The organism is Mordavella massiliensis, from assembly GCF_016902415.1.
Lineage (GTDB): Bacteria > Bacillota > Clostridia > Lachnospirales > Lachnospiraceae > Merdimonas > Merdimonas faecigallinarum.
This window is the reverse complement of the sequence record NZ_JACJLV010000010.1, coordinates 1-22,071: the sequence shown is the minus strand read 5'-3', so window position 1 is coordinate 22,071 and position 22,071 is coordinate 1. Positions and strand designations below refer to the sequence as shown.

Here is a 22,071-nt window from a genome sequence, read left to right as displayed (position 1 = left end):
TTCTTTCTCCTATGCAATCTTCATCAGGCTCTTCGCCAGTTTTACTGCTTCCACCGCATTCTGGGAATAGCCGTCCGCACCGATCTTATCTGCGTATTTCTGGGAAATCGGTCCGCCGCCGATCATGACCTTGACCTGATCGCGGATCCCGGCCTCCTCCAGCAGATGGATCACCGTCTCCATACCGCCCATGGTGGTAGTCATCAAGGTGGACATACATACAATATCTGCATGCTCTTCTTTGGCTGTATCCACAAATTTCTGCAGTTCTACGTCTCTTCCCAGATCGATCATCTCAAAACCGGCGGTTTCCATCATAATCTTTACCAGATTCTTTCCGATATCGTGGGTGTCGCCCTCCACTACGCCAATGACGGCCTTCACCTTGTGGTCGTCCTTCGTTTCCGGCAGATAAGGCCGCAGAATATCCAGCCCCACATACATGGCGTCAGAGCAGAGCAGCACATCGGTTACGAAATATTCCTCCTGCTCATACATTTCACTGGCCCGGTTCATTCCGTCTACCAGTCCGTCCATGATCCCGTCGAAAGCAGGATAGCCTGCATCCAGATATTCCTGGGCCGCTTCCGCCACGTCATCTTCCTCCATCTCAAATACGCCGTCCGACAGCCGTTTTAACAATTCTTCTTTTGAGCTCATCGCAGTTCCTCCTCATCTTAAATTAATACCAGTTCTTTAAAGATACCATTTTCCAGTTCATATCCCACATTTTTGATGCACATCTGGCCCGCGAACTTTGCCTTGCCCGTCATCCGGATGCAGGCTTCGCCATAGCGGATCCCGGTCTCGGTCAGATGATCCTTCAGTTTCCCGTGTCCGGTTCCCAGAAGCGCAAATGTGGTTTTGGGACAGAGCAGGATCATCGTGTGTTCATCCGCAAGCCCTTCCACCTGTTTTAAAAATTCATAAGTGAAATCCTCCACCACCTGTTCAGCCATCTTTGGCCCCAGAATATTTACTCCGCCGGAAGAATCTGCGTAACTGATCAGATCCACTCCGTATTTTTTTGCTTCTTCCATAAATCTTAACACTTCATTTCCCAGTTTCCAGAATACCTCTTTCATCACTTCCGGCTGTTTTCTCATAGCTTTGAAAACATACCGGGCGTCGATCAGTACGTTCAGGATGGTAAATGGACCGGATACCTGCAGCACCACATGCTCGCCCTGCTCCCGGAGCATCCGGCAGGCCTGCAGGACTTCATGGATCCTTCCTTTGCTAAAATCAATGGGCTGCAGCTCCAGCAATTCTTCCGGCTTCGTACAGATATACTCCTTTGCCCGGGGACCCGTCTTGTCATTTCCGTAATTCACCAGGCCTCCCATGGCTTCCGCCTCTACTGTATGGCAAAAAGGCAGCTCACAGAAAGCCGCGCCGTCATGCTCTTTCAGAGCCCTGGACAGTTTCGCCATGGTGTCTGCATGGAGATAGGCGTCTGGAAAGGTAAGGCCAAGACCTTCCGTCACTTCGCCGTTTATCCCGGCTGAATTATCATAGGTACAGTTAAAATCTTTAATCTCTCCCAAGGTAAGCCCTCCTTTTTCTTTTATGTATTTCCAAACAATACTTTTTCCGCGTCTTTTGCCGCCCGGACTGCCGCCATCCAGGCGCTCTTTCTCGAGTGTACCACATCCTCCCCTTTTTAAACAAGCTTTCCCTCATCGTTTCCCTGTCATTCCCTTTTTTGGCAGCCGGACTTTCTGCTTCCCCAGAAACAGCGTCTCCAGTCCTGCCCGGTCAAGTCCAGTTCCAATAATGACCACTTTTCTTTCTCCGGTATCTCCCGGTAATGGATCCACTTTCTTAAGTTCCGTATGTCCCGGCGTCAGGTCAAAACGATATCTCTCTCCATCCGGCATCTCTGCCAGTCCTTTCACCCGAAGGACACGGCCATATTTCCCCGCCCTTAAGCTCTCCAGTTTCTTTTCCATCTCTTCCTTAGATATTTTCGGCAGATCTGTAAAAGAAATACTGGAAAATAGAATGCCTGAAGAAAAAACGTCCTCTTCCCGCTGTTCATCTACTGTCTTTCCGGATTGCTTCTGTTCCGAAAGTTCCAGTAAATGCAAAAGTTCCTGTCCGTCCAGCTGGCGAAAATCCCCGGCATAAATAAGAGCTTCCTGATTTTGTTCACGGATATCTGTAAGGATCTTCTCCTGCTTCTCTTTTTCCAGGCCCTCCAGCCAGCTCACAAACAGCATCTGTGCGTTCCGGATCTGATCCAGATAAAATGCTCCAAACCCTTCTACGCTTTCTTCGTAAGCTTCCCCGTCTACGATCACAATCCTTCTGGTAACTAAAAGTTCCACACCGTCTTTCTCTCTTGCATCCTCACAGGCCTTGATTACATCTGACAACTTTCCAATCCCCGACGGCTCAATAACGATGCGGTCCGGCTGATATGTCTCTGCAATTTCCCGGATACTCTGGCGAAAATCGATGGCCAGCGTACAACAGATACATCCTGCATACAGTTCCCTCACCGGCACCTTCTCCCGGATTAGATCTCCATCCAGTCCCACGTCTCCAAATTCATTTTCAATCACCGCCGTCTTCCCGGAGAGAAGAGGAAGATATTGGTTTAAAAAAGTGGTTTTCCCGGCTCCAAGGAAACCGGATATAATCTCAATGTCCATTCCGTCTCCTCTCTGTCCTTAGTCTTTTTCTGTCATTACTGTAATCACATCTTCGTCATAGCTCTCGGTCACATACTGTTTCGGCGGAACAAATAAAAAATTTTCTTCATCCCATTCTCCGTCTACCAGTTTTTTCAACAATGTATTTTTCCCTTTTACGAGATCATACGTCCAGTTTTTATCTCCTGCCTTTTTTTCTACTTTCTTTTCATATTCCGGAAAAGGAAGCTCATCCCATTTTATATAAGTTAATGACCTGTAATTATCTGTTAAGCTCTTTTCGATTTCAACAACCTTCTGTGCTTTCTTTTTATTACCGTTGAACCTTTTCAGATGAAAATAGTATCTCTGTTCCCACTGATCATCCAATCTTACCGCATCACACAGTTCTACGATCCCAGGTGTGTAATAATACGTACCAACATGATTTTTATAGTATTCTTCATACTTTACCCGGTCTCCCATAAAAAGAGAAATACAATCTTGAACACGAGGTATTACAAGGGGATATTGTTTGCTGCTCAATCCACTGACTGCACCCGAACACAACCCATAAGCTAATAAAATTGCATCAAACGGGGTTTCAGACGTCGTATTACTATACAGATCATTATCTTCGTCAATTGCATCAATTACAGATTGTATTGTTTTTTGCAGCCTTTGAGGCCTGTTATGTAATTTTTGCTTTAAAAGAGTAACATCTATCTGATTCTTGCACTGGTATGTGACACTCGCTATTTCGCGTTCGAATATTTTGCAGCCAATTAGTTTATAGCGCATATTTCCTGTCCTTTTTAATCCTTATAAGTCAAAAAACGGTGCGAAAAGTCCAGCGTAAACGCTGTCCTTTCCCCACCGAAAAAATCATCTTCATATATAGCAGGTCTCCTGACTCGATCTCATCTGCAGGCTCCGCCTTCCCTGTCCCCAGGTGGCGCTTTGGAACATGCATCCATCACACAGTAGAGCGGGCTGTTCCGGATTCTCACCGGATTCCCTTTTCAATGCCTTGGCATCACTATATATGTTACAGATTCATCTTATCACAGGGACTGGATGATATCCCAATTGATAATTTTCATAATCTTATAGCCATTTCCTATGACTATCTTTTAGTGTATATTTTCTATATTTTAGGCAAAAAACACTATTTTTGATAATCTATTGACAAAACCTCTTTTTTGCTGTATTTGTTAGATAAGGCAATATATATATGTAAATTTTTAGATAATAATGGATTTTGATGAAGGAAAGAAGGTGATTGTTTTGATCAACAGACTGAATATAAAACTCTGTTTCTTTCTGTTATCTGTTATGTTTTTGTTGGGTGGCTGCAATGAATCATCCGGTGCGGAAAAGGAACTGGAAGTGCTGATCGAGCCGCAGTTCCAGGATCAGGTCAAAGAAGCGGCAAAATATATGAAAGAACAGACTCCGCAGGTTTCCATCACGATACGGGAACTTCCTGCTGACGGGGAAGAACGGGAACTGGAGATTGAACGCCTGCGCACCCAGATCATGGCAGGGAAAGGACCAGATGTTTATCTGATCAACAGCGCCAGTGACGGGGCGACCCAGATGGAAGCCCCGCTTTTTTCCAATCCTTATAAGACAATGCAGAGCGGCGCGCTTGCTTCCCTGGACCGCTATATGGAGTCCGATTCCTACTGGGAGGAAGGAACTTACCGGGAGGAGTTCCTCCTGCCCGGAAAATATCAGGGACAGCAATATATCATACCCCTGTCCTGCAATTTTAACATCCTGGCTTCCGATCAGGAAGAAATCCCGGTTACAGAGACGGATACGTTGGAAGACTGGCTTGCAAAGGCAGAAGGTGCGGCGGATCCCGGATTTGAAGCGGCGATGTACGGACTGGAGAATATCAGCGGCAACTGGTTCCAGCCTGCGGCAGATTATGATGAAGGAAAGGTGCTGTTCGACAAGGAAGCATGGGAGACTTTTGGCATGAATTTCCTGCTGAAAAAGCTTCAATGGGTCGAAAGCGGATTAGAAAACACAGGGGAAGGATATCAGATCACGGATCTGAACTTTGCCACGACCGGGATGCCCCAGATGAGATCGGCCCGGATCATTCCGGATATCCAGGGGAACCGGATGGCGGCCATTCGCTGCTTTGGGGCAGTGGGGATGTCTTCAGATCATAAGGAAGAGGCCTACCGGTTTTTGATGCTGTTCTTAAATGATGAGATCAAATCCGCCCGCCAGGAGCAAGGCATTGGAACTTTTGTAGACGGGATACTGGGAACGGAACTGCCGGTGCAGGAAAGCGCTTTAGCGGCCAGATTCCCGTCTCTTGATACAGACAGCCTGGAAATGGTCAGAGACGTATTTCTTACCATTGACGGAGCGTATTTTCCGGTAGGTGTTGAAGCGGATCTCTACCAGGCGGTGATGGATGCATCCCGTCTGATCTATGGCCCGGCGACAGATTATGAAGCTGTGTGGAGAGAAAAATTATCTGCAGCGGCCGGAAAAGCCTGGGAAAATTACAATACCCAGGTTCTGGAATAGTGTGCCTGGCCGGAAAAGAGGGTGGTATTATGAAAAAGCGGAACAATGGATTTTTGCTGGCGTCTCCGGCTTTACTTGGCTTTCTGGTGTTTTATTTCGCACCGTTTCTGATCACCTGCTGGTATTCCGTTTCCTTTGGGATCGGAAAACGGGAGTTTGTAGGGCTGGTAAATTACCAGGAACTCTTTGAAAATGAAATGTTCCTGCTGGCAGTGAAGAATACCTGCCGCTATATGCTGGTTACAGTGCCGGTAACTTTAGGAGCGGCAGTCGGATTATCTGTTGTTCTGCGGCATGTGGCAAGAGGAGTGACATTTCTCCGGTTATCCTTCTTATATCCGATGATCATGCCCATAGCGTCCATTGTTCTGGCAGTACAGTTTTTCTGCGGGGACAGTGGTTTCCTGAACCGGATGTTGACGCTGACAGGAATGCAGGGGACAGACTGGCTCCATACTTCTGCTGCTTTCTGGATTCTGTGCATTCTGTATTTCTGGCGGTTTATCGGGTATTATGTGTTAATTTATTTTGCAAAACTGCAGATGATCCCTGGAGAATATTACGAGTATGCGGCCCTTTACGGAGCAGGGGAATGGCAGAAGTTCCGGTTCATCACCTGGCCGCTTTTGATCCCGGCAGTTCTTTTTACGCTGGTCCTTTCGGTAATGAATGCATTCCGCTGTTACAGAGAGGCATTCCTTCTGGGTGGAAATTATCCGGATGACAGCATTTATCTGCTACAGCATTTTATGAACAACAATATCCGGAATCTGAATTACCAGAAAATTTCTGCGGCCGCAGTAAGCATCCTGGCAATGCTTCTTCTGGTGAGCGCGGCTGGATATGCCGTGTACCGGCTTGTGAAAAGGAGGCGGGCATATGGATAGGAACAAAGGGAAAAAGAGTCTGCCGGCACTTTTCCTGCTGGCGCTGCTGTTTTTATTTCCGGTCCTCTATATGCTGTTTCGTTCGGTATATACTGCCGGAGACGGAATCTCTTTCTTAAGCTACTATGAAGTGCTGCTTGGAAGGCCGGAATACCTGGTCAGGTTTTTCAGAAGCCTTGGGATGTGTCTTTTGATCGCAGCAGGGCAGACTTTGATTTCCTGCCTTGCAGGTACGGCGTTTGCGAAATACCGGTTTATCGGAGACAGGTTCTGGTTTGCGGTTTTTGTTCTCTTTATGATTCTGCCGATCCAGGTGACTTTGCTGCCCAATTATATTCTGTTGGAAATGCTGGGATTTTTGAACAGCTGGAAGGCGCTGATCATTCCGGCAGTGTTCTCGCCATTTGGAACGGTATGGCTTACCTTTGTATTCCGGGCCGTGCCGGACGGCAGTCTGGATGCAGCGCGGATAGACGGGGCAAATCAGCTGCAGCTGATCCGGTATATCATCACGCCAGCTGCCAAGCCGGCAGTTGTTACGCTGTTTGTCCTCACCTTCACGGAAAGCTGGAATATGGTTGAGCAGCCCATGATCTTTCTGGAAAGAGAGCAGGACTATCCGCTGTCTGTATTTCTGGCGGCAGTCTCACAGGGAGATATCGGCATCCAGTCGGTCTGCGGTCTTTTGTGTCTGGTGCCGGTTACCTTCTTTTTCCTCTACTATAGAGAAGAACTGACAGACGGATTAAAGGATGTTTTATGGGGATGATAAAGATGACAAAGAAAAAGATTTGGAATGCCGGATGTGTGGTTCTGGTGCTGCTTCTGCTCTGTACGGTGATCTCGTTCCATGTAGAACGGCTGATGCGGATACCGGTAGAAGTGGTCAGAGGCAGCCAGAGTGAAGAAGAAAAGGCGATGCGGCTTGCCCGGATCCCTCTGTCCTGTTATGGAGAAGATCCCTCAACGGTTTTCTATGTGGAGGAACAGGAAGGGCTATTCGGAATGGAGCTGGTGGCTCATACAAAAGAAGTGTGGCCGATCGAAACGGCAGAGGATATGGCGCTGGTCCCGGAACAACTGGATGATGACGGCCTGCCGCTTCAGATCGTGCGGTGGTCCGTGTATCCCCTGGAGGACGGCGACCTGGTGGTCGTTCAGGAGGACGGGGAGAGCCGGATGCTCTCCGGAGTCAACGCGGAGCAGCTCCAGGAACTGAAGAAACAGCTGCCGGGAATGGCTGTGTGTCTCTTTGTTCTGCTGGCTTTCATGGCTCTGGGAACCTGGAATCTCTTCCACTTGCAGAGCCGGGCTTACAAAAGAGGCCTTGCAGGCGCCGTGATTATACTGGCCTGCCTGGGAATTTTGTGGGCAGGTCTCTGGACCCTTGAGATTCCCCGGGAATATCTGCCGCCGGAGTATATATTAGATGTAAAAGGTTATGTCAATTGGTAGGTGTCTATCAGTATTCAAAAAAGAAGCGGCAAAACCGCTTCTTTTTGTATGTCACTATATATTTACACCAAAACCCACTTTACTTCCCGGACTGCAGATTCTCTATCTCCTCCTATGCATCCTCCCGGTAATACGGCAGCAGGCACTGATACCCCAGTTCAAACAACTTCTTCTGCCTGTCGTATATCTCCCGGTATTCCTCCCTCGGATAGAAAGTTTTATCTGTCTTCACAAACTGATCGACCACGGAAAAATCTTTAAAAACGCCTACGCCCACGCCGGCGATCACCGCCGCTGCAATTGATGTGGCCGTTTCCACATGATCCAGCCGGTGAAGCGGCACGCCCAGCACATCGGAAAGGATCTGCGCCAGCACATCTCCTTTCGCCCCGCCGCCGGTCAGCACCAGTTCTTTTCCTTCCATGTGCTCCCTCTGGGCTTCCAGGATCACGGAAAGGTTCATGGCGATCCCTTCCAGCACTGCCCGCACATAGTCGCATTTCTTATGTTCCATCCGGATGCCCAGAAAACTGCCGGACGTATCCGGATTCCACCTGGGGCTTCGCTCTCCCAGAAGATAGGGAAGAAAGATCAGTCCTTTCGCTCCCGGAGGCGACTGCAGTACCAGCCGGTTCAATAATTCATACACCGATTCCCCGGTCTCTTCTGCCTGCCTGACTTCTTCCGCGCAGAGAGCCTCTTTGATATAGGAGTAGGAACTTCCCGCGGCCTGCATAGTGCCGCAGGGCATGTACTTGCCCGGCACCACATGGCCAAATCCAATCAGGGTCTTTTCCCGATCCAGATTCACTTCGCCGGACGTACCGGCAATCCATGCAGACGTACCAAAAGATAAAAACATCTGCCCGTCTTTGATGCTTCCTGCGCCAAGAGCCGAACAGGGTCCGTCCCCACCTCCGCAGACCACCTTTGTTTCACAGGTCAGGCCCAGGCTTTCGGCCGCTTCTTTTGTAAGGCTGCCGATCACGTCTGTAGAGGCATGAAGCTCCGGCATCTTTTCTCTGTCGATCCCGGCCGCTGCAAGGATCTCTTCTGACCACTTCAGATGCCGCAGGTCAAAGGCGTCTGTCCCGGATGCCTCGGAATAATCGGTCACAAACTCCCCAGTCAGCCGACAGATGATATAATCCTTTGCCAGCAGCATTTTGTAAGTTTTTGCATAAATCTCCGGCTTCTCTTCCCTTAACCACATCAGTTTTTCGATGCTGTAGCTGGGGCTTACCCGATGGCCGTTGATCTCATACATCCGGTCAAAACCGATCTTGCGGGTCAGTTCTTCTGCCTGCGCCTCCGCACGGTGATCCGCCCAGATCATGGCAGGATAAAGCACCGTTCCCTTCTCATCCACGGCAATGCAGGCCTGCATCTGCGAGGAAAAGGAAATGGCCAGCACCTCCTCCGGGTCGATCTGTTTTACGATCTCCCTGGTGGCTTTGCAGACCGCTCCCCACCAGTCTTCCGGATCCTGCTGGGCATAATTTTTATGAAAGAAATGCACATCATAGGGAACAGTATAGCTGTCGATCAGCTTTCCCTCTGTGGAAAACAAAGAAGCTTTGTTGCTGGATGTGCCAAGATCATGTGATATCAGATATTTTCCCATTTGCCAGATTCCTCCTGATTCCTGTTCTCATTGTACATTAATCGTATCACATTCCAGCAGATATGTAAATTTTGAAATATATTTTTCTTTCGTACGAAACTTATTCTATTGACATATATAAATAATTTTGATAGGATAACTACAGAACAGGCAGGAGGGATTGCTTATGAAGGAACGCCACAACGCTATTCTGGAATATATCACCACCCACGGGAAAACAGAAGTTTCCATTCTGGCGGAAAAACTCCATACTTCGGAGGTCACCATCCGCAAGGACCTGGATCTTCTGGAGGAAAAGGGCATGCTAAAGCGGGAACGGGGATACGCGGTTCCCAATGATCCCGGAAATATTTTTTACCGCATGGCCTTTCACCCGGATCTCAAGCAGCGGATCGCCAGAACCGCGGCGGACTGCGTCAGCGACGGCGAGACGGTAATGATCGAGACCGGCTCCACCTGTATCTTATTTGCGGAAGAACTGGCACGGACAAGAAAAAATGTGACCATCGTGACCAACTCTGTCTGCCTGGCCGAGTACGTCCGCAAATATACCAACGTCCAGCTAATCCTGCTGGGCGGTATCCTGCAGAGCCAGAGCCAGTCCCTGGTAGGACCTCTGACCAAAGCGGCTGCCGGCGCCTTTCATGTAGATAAACTGTTCACCGGCACAGACGGCTATTCCCGTAATTTCGGATTTACCGGAGACGACATGACCCGTTCCGATACCTTAAGCGCCATGGCCGCTTCCGCCGAACACATTTATGTGCTCACTGACTCCGGAAAATTTTCACGCCCCGGAGCCGTATCCTTTCTCCGTCTTGATCAGGTTTACGAAGTCATCACAGACGAAGGGATCTCTCCGGAGGAAACCGCTTTTCTGGAAAGCCAGGGCATCCGGATCACGATTGCCAGATAACACGAATACTTTTTATCATATCAGGAGGTTTCATTATGAAATACTTATTAGACACTGCCAACCTTGACGACATCCGCCGCTGCTGCGAGATTTTCCCCATTGCCGGAGTAACTTCCAATCCGTCCATCGTAAAACGGGAAGGAAATGTGGACTTCTTCGCGCACATGAGAGAGATCCGTTCCATCATCGGTATGGACAGCCCGCTTCACATCCAGGTGACCGCTCCGGACGCCGAAGGCATGGTCCGGGACGCGGACGCTATCATGGAAAAAGTAGATTCCAATGTCTTTGTAAAGGTTCCGGTTACCCTGGAAGGCCTGAAGGCCATGAAGGCCATGAAAGCAAAGGGCATCCCCATCACCGGTACTGTAGTATACAGCAAACAGCAGGGCTTCCTGGCTATGGAGGCAGGCGCAGACTATATCGCTCCCTATTTTAACCGCATGGAAAATCTAGGGATCGATCCGGATGATGTGATCGCGTCTCTGGCAGAAATGATCGCCCTTTACGGCTATCCGACCCAGATCCTGGCCGCCAGCTTTAAAAACGCAGGACAGGTCGACCGGGCATTCCTGGCCGGAGCACAGACTGCCACCATGGATCCCTCCATCCTCATATCCGCAATCTCCCAGCCTCATATTGACGGCGCTGTGGAACAGTTCATGAATGACTGGAAGGCAGTTCATGGAGAGACGCTGCTCTGCCAGTTATAAATGCGGATATTTCCTGCATATTTCCACTGTTATAGACATTTTCTATTGCTGACTTTGTACATTACAAAAAGCAATTTGTCATCTCCTTCTCGGAAGACTATACTTAATAACAGATATGAATAAGGAGGTAATCACAATGTCTATTACAGCAGAAACTGCGAAAGCACATGTAAATGATCCGGCCGTGTTATGCTGCCGCGCAGAGGCAGGCATCACCATCGAGGCCGCCAACCTGGAGGATCCGGCTATTTTCGATGAACTGGTAGATTCCGGACTCCTTACCCTGGACGGCTGCCTGACGATCGGACAGGTACTGGGCGCGAAGTTGACCAAAACCAGCGATTCTTTATCCCCATTAACCCCAGACAATGTTGAAGGATACAAAGATTCCGTACCTGAAGAGGAGCCGGAACCGGAAGCTGATCCTGCCGAATCCTCTCAGCCGGCAGCAGTCAGTGTCGCGGGCGCCGTGACACAGATCCAGCACGGAAAAGTCGTGATTTCCATCAAAGAAGGAAAAGACATCTATCTGGAACTTCCGATATAAACAGGACTGTTACCTTTTTATGACATATTTTCCCTTGCGTTGATGCGTTCAAAAGAAAAAAGAGGCGGGAATTATCCTGTCTCTTCTTTCTTTTTCCGCAAATATTCTTTTTATAAGATCTTGGACAAAAAGTCCTGAAGCCTTGGTTCCTTCGGATTTTCAAAAAACTCTTCCGGAGGCGCTTCTTCTTTGATCTGTCCGTCGTCCATAAAAATGACTCTGGACGCCACTTCTCTTGCAAATCCCATTTCGTGGGTCACCACCACCATGGTCATGCCGTCCCGGGCCAGTTCTTTCATCAGTTCCAGCACTTCGCCTACCATCTCCGGGTCCAGAGCGGAGGTCGGCTCATCAAACAGAATCACATCCGGATTCATGGCCAGGGAACGGATAATCGCAACCCTCTGCTTCTGTCCGCCGGACAGAGTAGACGGATAAACGTCTGCCTTATCGTCCAGGCCGATCCGCCGCAAAAGCTCCATGGCCTGCTCTTTCGTCTCCTTCATGATCTCTTCTTTCGTCGTATCAACCGGCACGAGTTCCAGCTTATCCGCGCCGCGGAATGCATTTTTCAGACGGATCATCCGGTTTTTCCGCTTCGCTTTCTTCAGGTCCTGACATTTCAGGTATGCAGGAGCCAGCATGATGTTCTGCAGCACCGTTTTATTCTGAAAGAGATTAAAATGCTGGAATACCATTCCCATATGGCGGCGGTGCACATTGATGTCCACCTTCATATCAGCAATGTCCACGCCGTTAAAGATGATGCTTCCGCCGGTCGGGTCTTCCATACAGTTCAGACACCGGAGAAAGGTACTCTTTCCGGAGCCGGAAGGTCCAAGCACAGCCACGATATCCCCTTTATTGATGGTGATATTGATATCTTTCAGCACATCTGTGCCGTCAAAGCTTTTCCTGAGGTTAATTACTTCGATCACTCTTCTTCAGGCTCCTTTCCAATAATTTGATCAACAGCGTGATGATCAGTACCAGCGCAATGTAGATCAGCGCCATCACCAGATACGGAACCATGAACTCATAGCTGTTGCTTCCGATGTAGTTAAACGCTACGTACAGATCCGCCGCTCCGACAAAGCTGACTACGGATGTCTCTTTGATCAGCGCGATAAATTCATTTCCCAGCGTAGGCAGGATATTTTTCACCGCCTGGGGGATCACGATCTTTTTCATAGTCGTGCCAAAGCCGAGTCCCACCGCACGGCCTGCCTCCATCTGTCCGGGATCCACAGACTGGATTCCGCTTCGCATGATCTCAGATATGTACGCTCCGCTGTTCAGTCCGAATACCAGCATCGCCACCTGGACTCCCGTGATCTGCCAGCCGATCAGAGGCAGCAGCACATAGTAGAATACCAGCAGCTGAACCACTGTCGGCGTTCCCCGAAACAGCGCCACATAGAAGCTGCAGATCCCGTTCAGGATCCGGGGCAGCCGCTTATACTTGGGGATTACCCGCACGGTCGCGATCAAGGTTCCGATCAGGATACCGATCAGCAGGCCGGTAACCGCGATCAGCAGCGTATTCTGCAGACCTTCCACGACTCTTACATAGCCGTTCTGGTCCAGAAATATCTCGATAAATCTCTCTACTTTCTGACTAAAATTGCCCATTACTTTCCCTTCTTAAAAGAAGGAAGGCGCTGTCAGACCAACTGCCGCCTTCCTTTTCATTTTCTTCTTACTGAAACGCTTCTTACTGCACTTCGTTGATGGCTTCTGTGATCGCTGCTGCCGGAGCCGCATCGATGATCACGTACTGGATCTTGCCCTGAAGCATATCCTGCACTGCCAGAGAACCATTCTTATATGGTACACATTTTGCCGGAAGTCCTTCAAAGCCCCAGTCTGCATCGCCTTCTACATAGAACTGTCCGGTAGTTCCCTGCTGTACGCCGACGGAATCGGAAGAGTCAAGCTCTGCAAGCTTTGCTGCCACCGCGTCCGCATCTGCACAGTCATCAAAAGAAGTATCTGTGCTTGGCACGATCAGACGCTGAGACGCCTGATAATAAGAATCCGTAAAGGTTACCAGTTCTTCTCTTTCATCATTGATGGTAAGACCGGCCATTGCGATATCACATTTATGCTGTCCGACAGACAGACATACCGCATCAAAATCCATGTTCTGGATCACCAGTTCCTGTCCAAGCTCTTCTGCAAAAAGGGCTGCCAGTTCCATATCGATCCCGTAATAATTATCGCCCTGTGTATATTCAAAGGGTTCAAAAGCCGCATTGGTAGCTACCACAAGCTGATCCTTGGAAGTATCCAGCTCTGCAGACTGCACTGCTTCCGGCTCGCCGTCGCCGAAATACTTGTCGCAGATCTCATCAAAGGTTCCGTCCTCCAGGACCTTTGCGATAAATGCGTTCGCCTGCTCCAGAAGTTCCGGCTGATCTTTGTCCACGCCGAATGCATATTCTTCATCCGTCAGATCAACATCGATCACCTTGGCTGTCGTTGCTCCGCTTTCTGCGCTATCCTTTCCTTCCTCTGAACTTCCGCCGCATCCGGCAAGTGTCCCACAGGCCAGAACCAGCGCCAGGCCTAATGCTAATTTCTTCTTCATAATTCCTGTCCCTCCATTTTCCTTTCAGATACATACGGATGCATAAACATGCAACCGTTCTCATAATTATAACACGTTCTTAGGAAAATGCAAGCATTATCCGATAATCAATTGTACCAGAGACACCAGAATGATCAGAGCACCCAGGACGATCCGGTAATATCCGAAGATCTTAAAGTCATTTTTCTTAATGTATCCCATCAGGAATTTGATGGCTACGATCGACAGGCCGAAAGAAACCAGGCATCCCAGAAGCAGCAGCCCGAATTCTCCCGCCGTAAAGGCAAATCCATACTTGGCAAGCTTCAGAAGACTTGCGCCAAACATCGCCGGGATGGCTAAGAAGAAAGTAAACTCTGCCGCCACCTCTCTGGATACGCCGATGATCAGGGCGCCTACGATGGTGGCTCCTGATCTGGAGGTTCCCGGGATCAGCGCCAGCATCTGGAAGAATCCGATCCAGAGCAGCATCTGCACAGACAGCTCCGAGATCTTGGTGACATTTGGTTTTCTTCCTGCATTCCGGTTCTCTACAATAATGAATAAGATACCATAGACGATCAGCATCACTGCCACCGGAAGGGGCTTATAAAACAGCCGGTCCAGCACGTCGTCAAAGAGGAGGCCCACTACGCCGGCCGGGACGGACGCGATCACTACCTTGATCCACATCTGCCAGGTCAGCATTTTCTGCCGCTGGGTTTTTGTCGGCGAAAACGGATTCAGCTTATGGAAATACAGCACAACCACCGCCATAATGGCGCCAAGCTGGATCACTACGTTGAACATCTCCATGAATTCTTCGCTCATACTGGGCGATAACAGATCCCCCACCAGGATCAGATGTCCGGTACTGCTGACCGGAAGCCACTCGGTAATTCCTTCTACAATTCCGAGAATGATTACTTTTAAAATATCTAACATTTCCCTTTTCCCTCCGTGATCTTACTTCTCATATACGATCAATTCTCTTCTGTCCGCCAGGAAACAGAACTTCTCCATGCCGATCCGGTCATAACTCTGCTCATAGGCACTTCTGGCGTGCTCTTCCATCTTTTCCACCACCTGCGGCTGTCCTGCCGGAGCAAACAATACCGTATCCTTTGCCGGCACGATGATGACAAGATCATCCTTCAGTTTGTCGACGCATACCTGCCAGATGTGCTTTAAGCAGACCGCGCTGGCCTCATTGTGCCCGTCTGCCAGGATCGCAAAAGCTCCGTACCAGGTATTTCCGATCACGAACTCCACATCCCGCACCAGATTTTCACAGGCCTTGTGATAAAGCTCCAGGATATCGCAGTCCGGCGGAAGCATGGAGTCCTTCAGCACTTCATAGGTGTCCTCCTGACGCTTTATTACAAATATAATCTTCAGGTCTCCCAGAAATGCCACGACCGGCGCGTCCTTTTCAGAGAAATGCTTTCCGTTCAGGGCCTGGGTGTCCGTAAGTTCTTTTTTCACCCACGGGTAGATATGTTCACAGATCTCCCCCCACTGATACCGGGGTTCTTCATACTTTTTCATGAAACCTCTCCTCATATGATAATTTCTTTCTTATTCTAGCAAAAATCTCTTTATAAAGCAATTTATTAATGCTATGATATTTTAAGATGTCCCGTTTTTTGCAGGGATATCTGGAAAAATGTCAGAAGATAAGAATCATGGGGGAATTTGGTATGAACACTAAGAGCAGGGCTTCGAATCCGATTACCGAAGGCGTGATCTGGAAACAGCTTTTGATTTTTTTCTTCCCGATCATGGTGGGAACGCTGTTCCAGCAGCTGTACAATACTGTGGACGCAGTCATTGTGGGCCGTTTTGTGGGGAAACAGGCTCTGGCAAGCGTAGGCGGATCCGCCGCCGTGCTTTCCAACTTTGTCATTGGCTTTTTTACCGGCCTGTCCGCCGGAGCCAGTGTGATCATCGCCCAGTTTTACGGCGCAAAAGATGAGAAAAACCTGAACAAAGGTCTGCATACAGCTTATGCATTTTCTATCATAGCCAGCATCTTCATCTCCATCATCGGCTGGTTTGCCACGCCCGGTCTTTTGCGGCTTTTAAAAACGCCGGAAGATACCATCGCAGATTCCACGCTGTACCTTCGGATCTACTTCCTGGGCATCATTTTTACCCTGATCTACAATATGGGATCTTACATCATGCGGGCTCTGGGAGATTCCAGGCGTCCGCTTTATTACCTGATCATCTGCTGTATTTTAAATATCATCCTGGACCTGGTTGCCGTTGTGGGCCTTGGCATGGGCATCGCAGGCGCGGCCATCGCCACGGTGATCTCCCAGGCCGTCAGCGCAGGCCTGGTCTCCCGGGCGCTGATGAAGTCCTACGATATGCTGCGCTTAAAGCTGCGCGCCATCCGGATCCATCCGGACCTTCTGCGATCCGAATTCCGCATCGGCCTGCCCGGCGGACTCCAGTCCTGCGCCTACAGCATCTCCAATATCATCATACAGACCGCCATCAACAACTTTGGAACAGATACGGCGGCGGCCTGGGCGGCTTTCGGAAAGGTGGACGCCATTTTCTGGACCATCACCGGATCTTTCGGGATCACCATCGCCACCTTTGCAGGCCAGAACTACGGTGCCAGAAAGTATGACCGGATCCAGAGAAGCGTGCGCGTCTGTCTGGGCATGTCTCTTGGCTTATGCGGCGGCCTTCTGATCTTCCTGTTCACCTGCTGCCGTCCGCTTTATTACGCATTTACCACCGATCCCAATGTGGTGGACATCGGGGTATACATGCTGCGCACCATCGCTCCCAGCTATGTGATCTACATCTTTGTCGAGATCTTCTCCGGCGCGCTCCGGGGCATCGGCGACGTACTGATCCCGGTATGCATTACCATGGGCGGCGTACTGATCATCCGGCTGTCCTGGATCTTATTTGTCACCCCCATGACCGGAGAGCTGTCGACTCTGCTGTACAGCTATCCTCTGGCCTGGGGCGCTACTTTGCTTTTGCTGGCGCCTTACTACTGGCAGAGGAAGAAGCGGCTTCTATCGGGGATACCCGCAAGCCAGAATTAAATGCAGTTCTACACAGAAGAAAAGCCGGCGCTTATCAAAAGCGCCGGCCTTTTTTCTCCTGGTTCCAAAAGGATCTTCCATCCTTAGAACTTCTCGTAATGTACCTTCTCCATCGGCAGCTTGTCAAGCTCGTAAGCGGCCGGTTTTGCAGCAGGCATACCAAGAGACAGGATAGCCTGGAGTTTGTAGTTCTCCGGGAATCCAAGTCTTGCGCGTACATACTCCTCTGCAGTTGTATCCGCGTCAGCTTTACGCAGTCTTCCCTGGATCCAGCAGCTTCCCAGTCCCAGATGGTCTGCCATCAGGTGCATGTTGGTCATAGCTACGGAGCAGTCTTCTACCCATACGTCCTGCTTGTCAGCGTCTCCGATCACAACGATGGCGCATTTTGCTTCTTTGAGCATCGCAACGCCGCCTTCCCGGCAACCGGACAGTTCATCCAGCATAGCTCTGTCTCTTACTACGATAAACTCCCAGGGACGGATCGCTTTTCCGGATTCTGCAAGAAGACCTGCCTGCAGCACTTTGGTAAGGCTCTCTTCCGGGATATCCTCTTCTGTGTATTTACGAATACTCCTGCGGTTTCTCATGATGTCTAATAATTCCATAATGATTCTTCCTTTCTATTGAATATAAATGATTTATACCAGGCAGGCGAAAGACGGATCTTTTGCCTGCTTGCCGGCTTTTCCACGTTCAGAAGGATTGCCGTCATATACAGTATAACAGCAATCCTTCTTTTTTGCATTATATATTATGGGGGGACTACAACTCTAAATATTCTTTCAGCACCTCATTTAAATCTGCCGCAATTCCATAGTCGGCAATGTTGTAAATCGGCGCATTCTCATCTGTGTTGATGGCAACCATCAGCTTGGTATCCTTGATGCCTTCCGTGTGCTGGATCGCGCCGGAAACTCCCAGTGAGATACAGATCTTCGGACGGATGGTAAATCCGGTCTGTCCGATCTGGTTCTGGAATGGGATCTGGCCTGTATCTGCCAGCGGTCTTGTTCCACCGATGGCAGCCCCGATCTTGTCCGCAAATGCTTTCAAAAGTGCAAAGCTTTCCGGCTCTTCGGCCCCTCTTCCTCCTACGACTACCACTTCAGCCGCAAGGATACTGTCTGTTTCTGCTTCTGCAGGAACTGCTCCGACACCCTCAATCTTGGAAGCCGGAAGTGCAATATCATCAAAATACGTCACTTCTGCAGATCCTTCTCCTTCATAAGGAGTATAAACGCCCGGTCTTACTGTCATCATCTGGGGATAATAACCTTCTTTGGTCACGATGGTAACGAATACATTCTCGCCAAAGGAAGGCTTGTTCTGTTTGATATAGTAAGTGCCGTCTTCTCTCTGTGCCACCAGAAGTTCTGTACAGTCTGCGGTAAGTCCACAGTTCAGCTTCACTGCCACTCTGGAGAAGATGGAGCGTCCCATAGGTGTTGCCGGTACCAGCACGCTGGAAGGATCGATCTTCTTCAGCATATCGGCGATCACCTGGCTTAACGCGTCATCCTGAAATGCACAGTCTCTGTCTGTCTTGACTGCATAAATTTCATCTGCGCCTGACTGCTTTAACTGATCTGTAAGAGCTTCGCACTTTTCTCCGGCAACGATCACCTGGATCGGCTCGCCTGTTGTTTCTTTGATGCTGTGTGCTGCGGAGATCAGTTCTGCTGTGACAGGCTCAATTTTTCCATTATAATTTTCTGCGTATACGCAAATTCCCTTAGCCATTACTCTTTTCCTTTCTCCGTCTCAATTAACTCTTTCAGTTTTTCAGCCAGTTCTTTCGGTGTACCTGTCAGGAACTCTGCCTTCCTGTCGCTTTCAGGCTCAAAGGAGTCTGTTACGATGGTCGGAGATCCTTTCAGACCGATTTCCTCCGGATCCATGCCCATCTCAGCATTGGTATAGGTAGCCAGCGGTTTGGACTTTGCCGCACGTTTGGTACGAAGGGTGGCAAGTCTTGGCTCATTGGCTCCGAAGTTTACGCTTACCAGCGCCGGCAGCGCCGCCTTGATGGTCAGATCCAGTCCCTGGAACTTCTTCAAAATTGTTACCTTGTCCGGCTCGCTCTCGTCATAAGAAACAGCCTGGATCTCTGTGACATGCGGAATATCGAGGTATTCTGCAACCATGGCTCCTACCTGGCCGGTAGCGCCGTCTGCTGACAGCGCTCCGCCCATGATCAGGTCAAATGTACCATATTTCTTAATTCCTTCTGCCAGAACCTTCGCAGTCGCGATGGTATCTGCACCGCCGAATACCCGGTCGGTGATCAGGCAGCTCTCGTCACATCCAAGTGCCATAGCGTCTCTTAATGATTTTTCCGCATCCGGAGGTCCCATGGTAAATACCACTACCTTGCCGCCTGTCTGTTCTTTCAGGACAAGCGCCGCCTCGATGGCGTTTAAGTCGGAAGGATTGATCATTCCTTCTGAGCTTGCGCGCACCAGGGCATGTGTTTCAGGATCTACAGACACATCGTTTGAAACCGGAACCTGTTTAATCAGAACTGCTATATTCATATCTATTCTTCTCTCCGTTCCCTTTTACTTATTTCATCAGACGCTTAAATGCCCAGTCCTCCAGAAGTGGAGTAGACTCTCCGCGCATGATCAGTTTCGCAAGGTCTCTGCTGGATGCAGGAGCTTCGATAACGCCGTTTCCGCCGTATCCTGTTGCCAGGTAGTATCCTTCTACCGGGGTCTCGCCCAGGATCGGAAGGAAGTCTTTTGGCTCTGCTCTGTAGGACAGCCAGGAGGAAACCAGTCCGCTGTCTACGATGCCCGGAACCTTTGCTTCCAGCTGGTCTAACAGGAAGTCGATGAAGTAGTCATCGGTTCCGCCTGTTGCCGGCAGCTTGTCCGGATCCCACTGGCCTGCATGCATCGGGTTGTTCAGATCCATGGACAGGTGGGACTTGCAGATAAAGATGTTGTCTCCTGCTCTCAGTGCGTAGAACTCAGGATATTTCAGTACCGGGAAGGTGTAGCTTAATTTCTTTCCCGGAGGACACAGGAAGAAGGCTTCTGCCTTGGTATGCCAGATCGGAACATCCAGTCCTACCATATCTCCTGTGAATTTGCTCCACGGTCCTGTACAGTCTACTACAACATCGAAGTCATAGGTAATGCCTTCGTCTGTTTTCAGGCCTGTAACCTTGTCGCCTTCTTTGATCACTTCTGTTACCTTCACGCCGGTCTTGATCGTGCCGCCGTTTTTCTGCATTTTCTTTGCATAGGTGTTGGAAATCATGGTTCCGTCAAAGTATCCGTCATCCTGTGTGTATCCTGCTCCCAGGATGTTCTCTGTGGAGATATCCGGAAGGATCTCTTTGATGCGGTCTTTGTCAGTGATGTACTCGCCGTTGTAGCCGGCTGCTTTTGCAAGCGCGATCCCGGTCTTGATGGTAGCCTCTACCTGCTCGTTGGTAGCAACAACTAAGGTACCGGTCTTGTCAAATCCTGCGCTTCCTTTTTCCTCTGCTTCCATCTTCAGATAGGACTCAAAGCCGTAAAGTCTTACGTCCCAGTATCTGTTTCTTAAGGAATCGTCAAACAGACATACGGTTCCTGCTGATTTTGCTGTGGAAGCTCCGCCGATGGTATCTTTCTCGAATACGATCACCTCTGCGTTATCATAAAGGCTTAAGTGATATCCGAGACATGCTCCTGAGATTCCTCCGCCGATAATACCAATCTTTTTCTTTTCCATACCATTACCTGCCTTTCTTTTTTTCTTTTTTATTTAACATGGTCATCCATGTTATCTACTTCTAAAATGGTCTGTAAAAGGAGCTGCGCTCCCTGTTCGATATCTGCATCTTCCGTAAATTCATACCTGGAGTGGCTGATGCCGTCCACGCTTGGCACAAAGATCATGCCGGTAGGAAATACGCTTGTCATAATGAGAGAATCGTGGAAGGCTCCGCTTGGGACTACCTTGTAATCCACGCCCATCTTCTGCACCTCTGTCTCAATCGCGGCTTTTACCCATTCAGACATGGGCGCCGGCTCATGATAGGAGATCTGGGTAAATGTGTACTCCTCGCCCATCTCCTTACATACCTGTTCCAGATATGCTTTCGCATTTTTCTCAATGCACTCGATCACCGCTGCGTCCTGATCGCGGATCTCCAGATTGAAGGTACAGCTTCCGGGAACAACATTCACGGAATTAGGCTGTACTTTGATGGTTCCCACGGTTGCTACCGTGTAATCGTTGCCATTTGCCTTTACGATCTCCGGCACCTGTGCGATAAATCTGGAAGCAGCCACCAGCGCGTCTTTCCGGTCCGCCATAATGGTACTTCCTGCATGGTTGGCCTCGCCTGTGATGGTGATCTCATACCGGCTGACACCTGCGATGGAAGAGACCACTCCGATGGGAGTCTTACTTTTATAAAGAGAAGCCCCCTGCTCTACATGAAGCTCGATAAAGCAATGTACGTCTTCTGGTCTGATCCTGGCCTTTGGTGCATCTGCCACGGTGATCCCGTAGGACTTGATGACCTCGCCTCTCTCATTTCCATAAAGATCCAGGTCTGTCTCCCGGATGTCCAGATCCTGTCCGCAGATCGCGCCGCTTCCTAAGAGTCCGCTTCCAAAGCGGAATCCTTCTTCATCGGTAAACACGATCACTTCCAGCGGATGGCGGAGTTTCTTTCCATTTTCCACCAGGGTTTCCACTGCCTCCAGGCCGGATACGCATCCTACTACTCCGTCATACTTTCCGCCGTCCGGAACGGTATCCAGATGGGATCCTGTCAGGATCGCCGGAAGGGACGGGTCCTCTCCTTCCAGTCTGGCGTGGATATTTCCGGCCTCGTCCACTCTTGGTTCAATCCCGAGTTTCCGGAAATAATTCATAAATGTTTCTCTTCCCTTTACGTCTTCCGGTGAATACGCCATACGAGTAAAGGTTCCGTCTTCTTTTCTGCCGCACTGATAGATTTCTTCCAGACGGGAGTGGATCCGTTCAATGTTTACTTTCATAGTCACCCTCCATTTTTTAAATTGTTTGAACATTTTGCACAATTCTAACGCTCTATTTCTGGATTTCTTCTCTATTTTGTATATTATTATAGAT

Annotated in this window: 23 protein-coding genes and 1 riboswitch; of the genes, 8 read left to right on the top strand and 15 right to left on the bottom strand. The window is 49.4% G+C overall.

What is annotated here, in order from left to right; genetic code table 11:
- Positions 1 to 9: 9 nt before the first annotated feature.
- From H6A13_RS04515 to H6A13_RS04500, 4 genes are all read right to left on the bottom strand, one after another.
- The gene (locus H6A13_RS04515; RefSeq protein ID WP_204908429.1) at positions 10 to 660 is read right to left on the bottom strand and encodes a corrinoid protein; all 651 of its coding nucleotides are present in this window, start codon (positions 658 to 660) and stop codon (positions 10 to 12) included.
- A 17-nt stretch (positions 661 to 677) separates the two neighbouring features.
- On the bottom strand, positions 678 to 1,547 hold the full coding sequence (locus H6A13_RS04510) for a uroporphyrinogen decarboxylase family protein (protein ID WP_204908428.1): 870 nt from the start codon (positions 1,545 to 1,547) through the stop codon (positions 678 to 680).
- A gap of 132 nt (positions 1,548 to 1,679) precedes the next feature.
- Positions 1,680 to 2,657, bottom strand: a complete 978-nt coding sequence (locus H6A13_RS04505) for a CobW family GTP-binding protein (RefSeq protein ID WP_204908427.1) — start codon at positions 2,655 to 2,657, stop codon at positions 1,680 to 1,682.
- Between the two features lie 18 nt (positions 2,658 to 2,675).
- Positions 2,676 to 3,437: a DUF1638 domain-containing protein gene (locus tag H6A13_RS04500; RefSeq protein WP_204908426.1), complete on the bottom strand. Its 762-nt coding sequence runs from the start codon at positions 3,435 to 3,437 to the stop codon at positions 2,676 to 2,678.
- 81 nt (positions 3,438 to 3,518) lie between these two features.
- Positions 3,519 to 3,695, bottom strand: a riboswitch (cobalamin riboswitch).
- Between the two features lie 228 nt (positions 3,696 to 3,923).
- Here H6A13_RS04500 and H6A13_RS04495 point away from each other — a divergent pair.
- The 4 genes from H6A13_RS04495 to H6A13_RS04480 are packed head-to-tail and all read left to right on the top strand — an operon-like array spanning position 3,924 to position 7,531.
- Positions 3,924 to 5,189 (top strand): type 2 periplasmic-binding domain-containing protein, encoded by a 1,266-nt coding sequence (locus tag H6A13_RS04495; protein ID WP_204908425.1) that lies wholly within the window; start codon positions 3,924 to 3,926, stop codon positions 5,187 to 5,189.
- Positions 5,190 to 5,218: 29 nt separating this feature from the next.
- On the top strand, positions 5,219 to 6,076 hold the full coding sequence (locus tag H6A13_RS04490) for a carbohydrate ABC transporter permease (RefSeq protein WP_204908424.1): 858 nt from the start codon (positions 5,219 to 5,221) through the stop codon (positions 6,074 to 6,076).
- Positions 6,069 to 6,845, top strand: coding sequence for a carbohydrate ABC transporter permease (locus H6A13_RS04485; protein ID WP_204908423.1), 777 nt, complete (start codon positions 6,069 to 6,071; stop codon positions 6,843 to 6,845). Before H6A13_RS04490 ends, H6A13_RS04485 begins: the two co-directional genes overlap by 8 nt.
- A gap of 5 nt (positions 6,846 to 6,850) precedes the next feature.
- A complete protein-coding gene (locus tag H6A13_RS04480; protein ID WP_204908422.1) occupies positions 6,851 to 7,531 on the top strand; it encodes a hypothetical protein in 681 nt (226 codons plus the stop codon).
- Positions 7,532 to 7,643: 112 nt separating this feature from the next.
- Here H6A13_RS04480 and xylB read toward each other — a convergent pair whose 3' ends face one another.
- Positions 7,644 to 9,155, bottom strand: a complete 1,512-nt coding sequence (xylB, locus tag H6A13_RS04475) for a xylulokinase (RefSeq protein ID WP_204908421.1) — start codon at positions 9,153 to 9,155, stop codon at positions 7,644 to 7,646.
- A gap of 166 nt (positions 9,156 to 9,321) precedes the next feature.
- On the opposite strand from xylB, the gene H6A13_RS04470 reads away from it, so the two are divergent.
- The 3 genes from H6A13_RS04470 to H6A13_RS04460 all read left to right on the top strand — a co-directional run bounded on the left by H6A13_RS04470 (position 9,322) and on the right by H6A13_RS04460 (position 11,331).
- Entirely contained in the window at positions 9,322 to 10,071 is a 750-nt protein-coding gene (locus H6A13_RS04470; protein ID WP_204908420.1) for a DeoR/GlpR family DNA-binding transcription regulator, read from the top strand.
- 35 nt (positions 10,072 to 10,106) lie between these two features.
- Positions 10,107 to 10,784: a fructose-6-phosphate aldolase gene (locus H6A13_RS04465; protein ID WP_204908419.1), complete on the top strand. Its 678-nt coding sequence runs from the start codon at positions 10,107 to 10,109 to the stop codon at positions 10,782 to 10,784.
- A gap of 136 nt (positions 10,785 to 10,920) precedes the next feature.
- A complete protein-coding gene (locus H6A13_RS04460; protein ID WP_204908418.1) occupies positions 10,921 to 11,331 on the top strand; it encodes a sugar transporter in 411 nt (136 codons plus the stop codon).
- 110 nt (positions 11,332 to 11,441) lie between these two features.
- On the opposite strand, the gene H6A13_RS04455 is transcribed toward H6A13_RS04460, so the two are convergent.
- The 5 genes from H6A13_RS04455 to H6A13_RS04435 form a co-directional block, all read right to left on the bottom strand.
- Positions 11,442 to 12,269 carry an ATP-binding cassette domain-containing protein gene (locus H6A13_RS04455; RefSeq protein ID WP_204908417.1) on the bottom strand — a complete coding sequence of 276 codons (828 nt, stop codon included), beginning with the start codon at positions 12,267 to 12,269 and terminating at the stop codon, positions 11,442 to 11,444.
- Positions 12,253 to 12,963 (bottom strand): amino acid ABC transporter permease, encoded by a 711-nt coding sequence (locus H6A13_RS04450; RefSeq protein WP_204908416.1) that lies wholly within the window; start codon positions 12,961 to 12,963, stop codon positions 12,253 to 12,255. Before H6A13_RS04450 ends, H6A13_RS04455 begins: the two co-directional genes overlap by 17 nt.
- 82 nt (positions 12,964 to 13,045) lie before the next feature.
- Positions 13,046 to 13,921 (bottom strand): transporter substrate-binding domain-containing protein, encoded by an 876-nt coding sequence (locus tag H6A13_RS04445; protein ID WP_204908415.1) that lies wholly within the window; start codon positions 13,919 to 13,921, stop codon positions 13,046 to 13,048.
- A 96-nt stretch (positions 13,922 to 14,017) separates the two neighbouring features.
- Positions 14,018 to 14,845 (bottom strand): undecaprenyl-diphosphate phosphatase, encoded by an 828-nt coding sequence (locus H6A13_RS04440; protein ID WP_204908414.1) that lies wholly within the window; start codon positions 14,843 to 14,845, stop codon positions 14,018 to 14,020.
- 21 nt (positions 14,846 to 14,866) lie between these two features.
- Complete coding sequence (locus tag H6A13_RS04435; RefSeq protein ID WP_204908413.1) at positions 14,867 to 15,448, bottom strand: DUF1444 domain-containing protein; 582 nt, start codon at positions 15,446 to 15,448, stop codon at positions 14,867 to 14,869.
- Between the two features lie 152 nt (positions 15,449 to 15,600).
- Here H6A13_RS04435 and H6A13_RS04430 point away from each other — a divergent pair, with 152 nt between their 5' ends.
- Positions 15,601 to 16,971 (top strand): MATE family efflux transporter, encoded by a 1,371-nt coding sequence (locus H6A13_RS04430; protein ID WP_204908412.1) that lies wholly within the window; start codon positions 15,601 to 15,603, stop codon positions 16,969 to 16,971.
- An 83-nt stretch (positions 16,972 to 17,054) separates the two neighbouring features.
- Here the strand turns inward: H6A13_RS04430 and H6A13_RS04425 are convergent, their stop codons facing one another.
- The 5 genes from H6A13_RS04425 to H6A13_RS04405 all read right to left on the bottom strand — a co-directional run bounded on the left by H6A13_RS04425 (position 17,055) and on the right by H6A13_RS04405 (position 21,977).
- Positions 17,055 to 17,579 carry a nitroreductase family protein gene (locus tag H6A13_RS04425; protein WP_204908411.1) on the bottom strand — a complete coding sequence of 175 codons (525 nt, stop codon included), beginning with the start codon at positions 17,577 to 17,579 and terminating at the stop codon, positions 17,055 to 17,057.
- A 157-nt stretch (positions 17,580 to 17,736) separates the two neighbouring features.
- The gene (locus H6A13_RS04420) at positions 17,737 to 18,714 is read right to left on the bottom strand and encodes an electron transfer flavoprotein subunit alpha/FixB family protein (protein ID WP_204908410.1); all 978 of its coding nucleotides are present in this window, start codon (positions 18,712 to 18,714) and stop codon (positions 17,737 to 17,739) included.
- Positions 18,714 to 19,508 (bottom strand): electron transfer flavoprotein subunit beta/FixA family protein, encoded by a 795-nt coding sequence (locus H6A13_RS04415; RefSeq protein WP_204908409.1) that lies wholly within the window; start codon positions 19,506 to 19,508, stop codon positions 18,714 to 18,716. The genes H6A13_RS04420 and H6A13_RS04415 overlap by 1 nt, the downstream gene beginning before the upstream one ends.
- Positions 19,509 to 19,536: 28 nt before the next feature.
- Entirely contained in the window at positions 19,537 to 20,697 is a 1,161-nt protein-coding gene (locus H6A13_RS04410) for an NAD(P)/FAD-dependent oxidoreductase (protein WP_204908408.1), read from the bottom strand.
- 29 nt (positions 20,698 to 20,726) lie between these two features.
- Entirely contained in the window at positions 20,727 to 21,977 is a 1,251-nt protein-coding gene (locus H6A13_RS04405; protein ID WP_204908407.1) for a Zn-dependent hydrolase, read from the bottom strand.
- Between the last annotated feature and the right edge of the window lie 94 nt (positions 21,978 to 22,071).

Bases quoted from the DNA above. Each gene is read 5' to 3' on its own strand.
- H6A13_RS04490 (WP_204908424.1), top strand. From the start codon at position 5,219: ATGAAAAAGCGGAACAATGGATTTTTGCTGGCGTCTCCGGCTTTACTT.
- H6A13_RS04445 (WP_204908415.1), bottom strand. From the start codon at position 13,921: ATGAAGAAGAAATTAGCATTAGGCCTGGCGCTGGTTCTGGCCTGTGGG.
- H6A13_RS04440 (WP_204908414.1), bottom strand. From the start codon at position 14,845: ATGTTAGATATTTTAAAAGTAATCATTCTCGGAATTGTAGAAGGAATT.
- H6A13_RS04485 (WP_204908423.1), top strand. From the start codon at position 6,069: ATGGATAGGAACAAAGGGAAAAAGAGTCTGCCGGCACTTTTCCTGCTG.
- H6A13_RS04425 (WP_204908411.1), bottom strand. From the start codon at position 17,579: ATGGAATTATTAGACATCATGAGAAACCGCAGGAGTATTCGTAAATAC.
- H6A13_RS04405 (WP_204908407.1), bottom strand. From the start codon at position 21,977: ATGAAAGTAAACATTGAACGGATCCACTCCCGTCTGGAAGAAATCTAT.
- H6A13_RS04465 (WP_204908419.1), top strand. From the start codon at position 10,107: ATGAAATACTTATTAGACACTGCCAACCTTGACGACATCCGCCGCTGC.
- H6A13_RS04500 (WP_204908426.1), bottom strand. From the start codon at position 3,437: ATGCGCTATAAACTAATTGGCTGCAAAATATTCGAACGCGAAATAGCG.
- H6A13_RS04515 (WP_204908429.1), bottom strand. From the start codon at position 660: ATGAGCTCAAAAGAAGAATTGTTAAAACGGCTGTCGGACGGCGTATTT.
- H6A13_RS04415 (WP_204908409.1), bottom strand. From the start codon at position 19,508: ATGAATATAGCAGTTCTGATTAAACAGGTTCCGGTTTCAAACGATGTG.
- xylB (WP_204908421.1), bottom strand. From the start codon at position 9,155: ATGGGAAAATATCTGATATCACATGATCTTGGCACATCCAGCAACAAA.
- H6A13_RS04410 (WP_204908408.1), bottom strand. From the start codon at position 20,697: ATGGAAAAGAAAAAGATTGGTATTATCGGCGGAGGAATCTCAGGAGCA.
- H6A13_RS04460 (WP_204908418.1), top strand. From the start codon at position 10,921: ATGTCTATTACAGCAGAAACTGCGAAAGCACATGTAAATGATCCGGCC.
- H6A13_RS04420 (WP_204908410.1), bottom strand. From the start codon at position 18,714: ATGGCTAAGGGAATTTGCGTATACGCAGAAAATTATAATGGAAAAATT.
- H6A13_RS04480 (WP_204908422.1), top strand. From the start codon at position 6,851: ATGACAAAGAAAAAGATTTGGAATGCCGGATGTGTGGTTCTGGTGCTG.
- H6A13_RS04430 (WP_204908412.1), top strand. From the start codon at position 15,601: ATGAACACTAAGAGCAGGGCTTCGAATCCGATTACCGAAGGCGTGATC.
- H6A13_RS04505 (WP_204908427.1), bottom strand. From the start codon at position 2,657: ATGGACATTGAGATTATATCCGGTTTCCTTGGAGCCGGGAAAACCACT.
- H6A13_RS04470 (WP_204908420.1), top strand. From the start codon at position 9,322: ATGAAGGAACGCCACAACGCTATTCTGGAATATATCACCACCCACGGG.
- H6A13_RS04450 (WP_204908416.1), bottom strand. From the start codon at position 12,963: ATGGGCAATTTTAGTCAGAAAGTAGAGAGATTTATCGAGATATTTCTG.
- H6A13_RS04435 (WP_204908413.1), bottom strand. From the start codon at position 15,448: ATGAAAAAGTATGAAGAACCCCGGTATCAGTGGGGGGAGATCTGTGAA.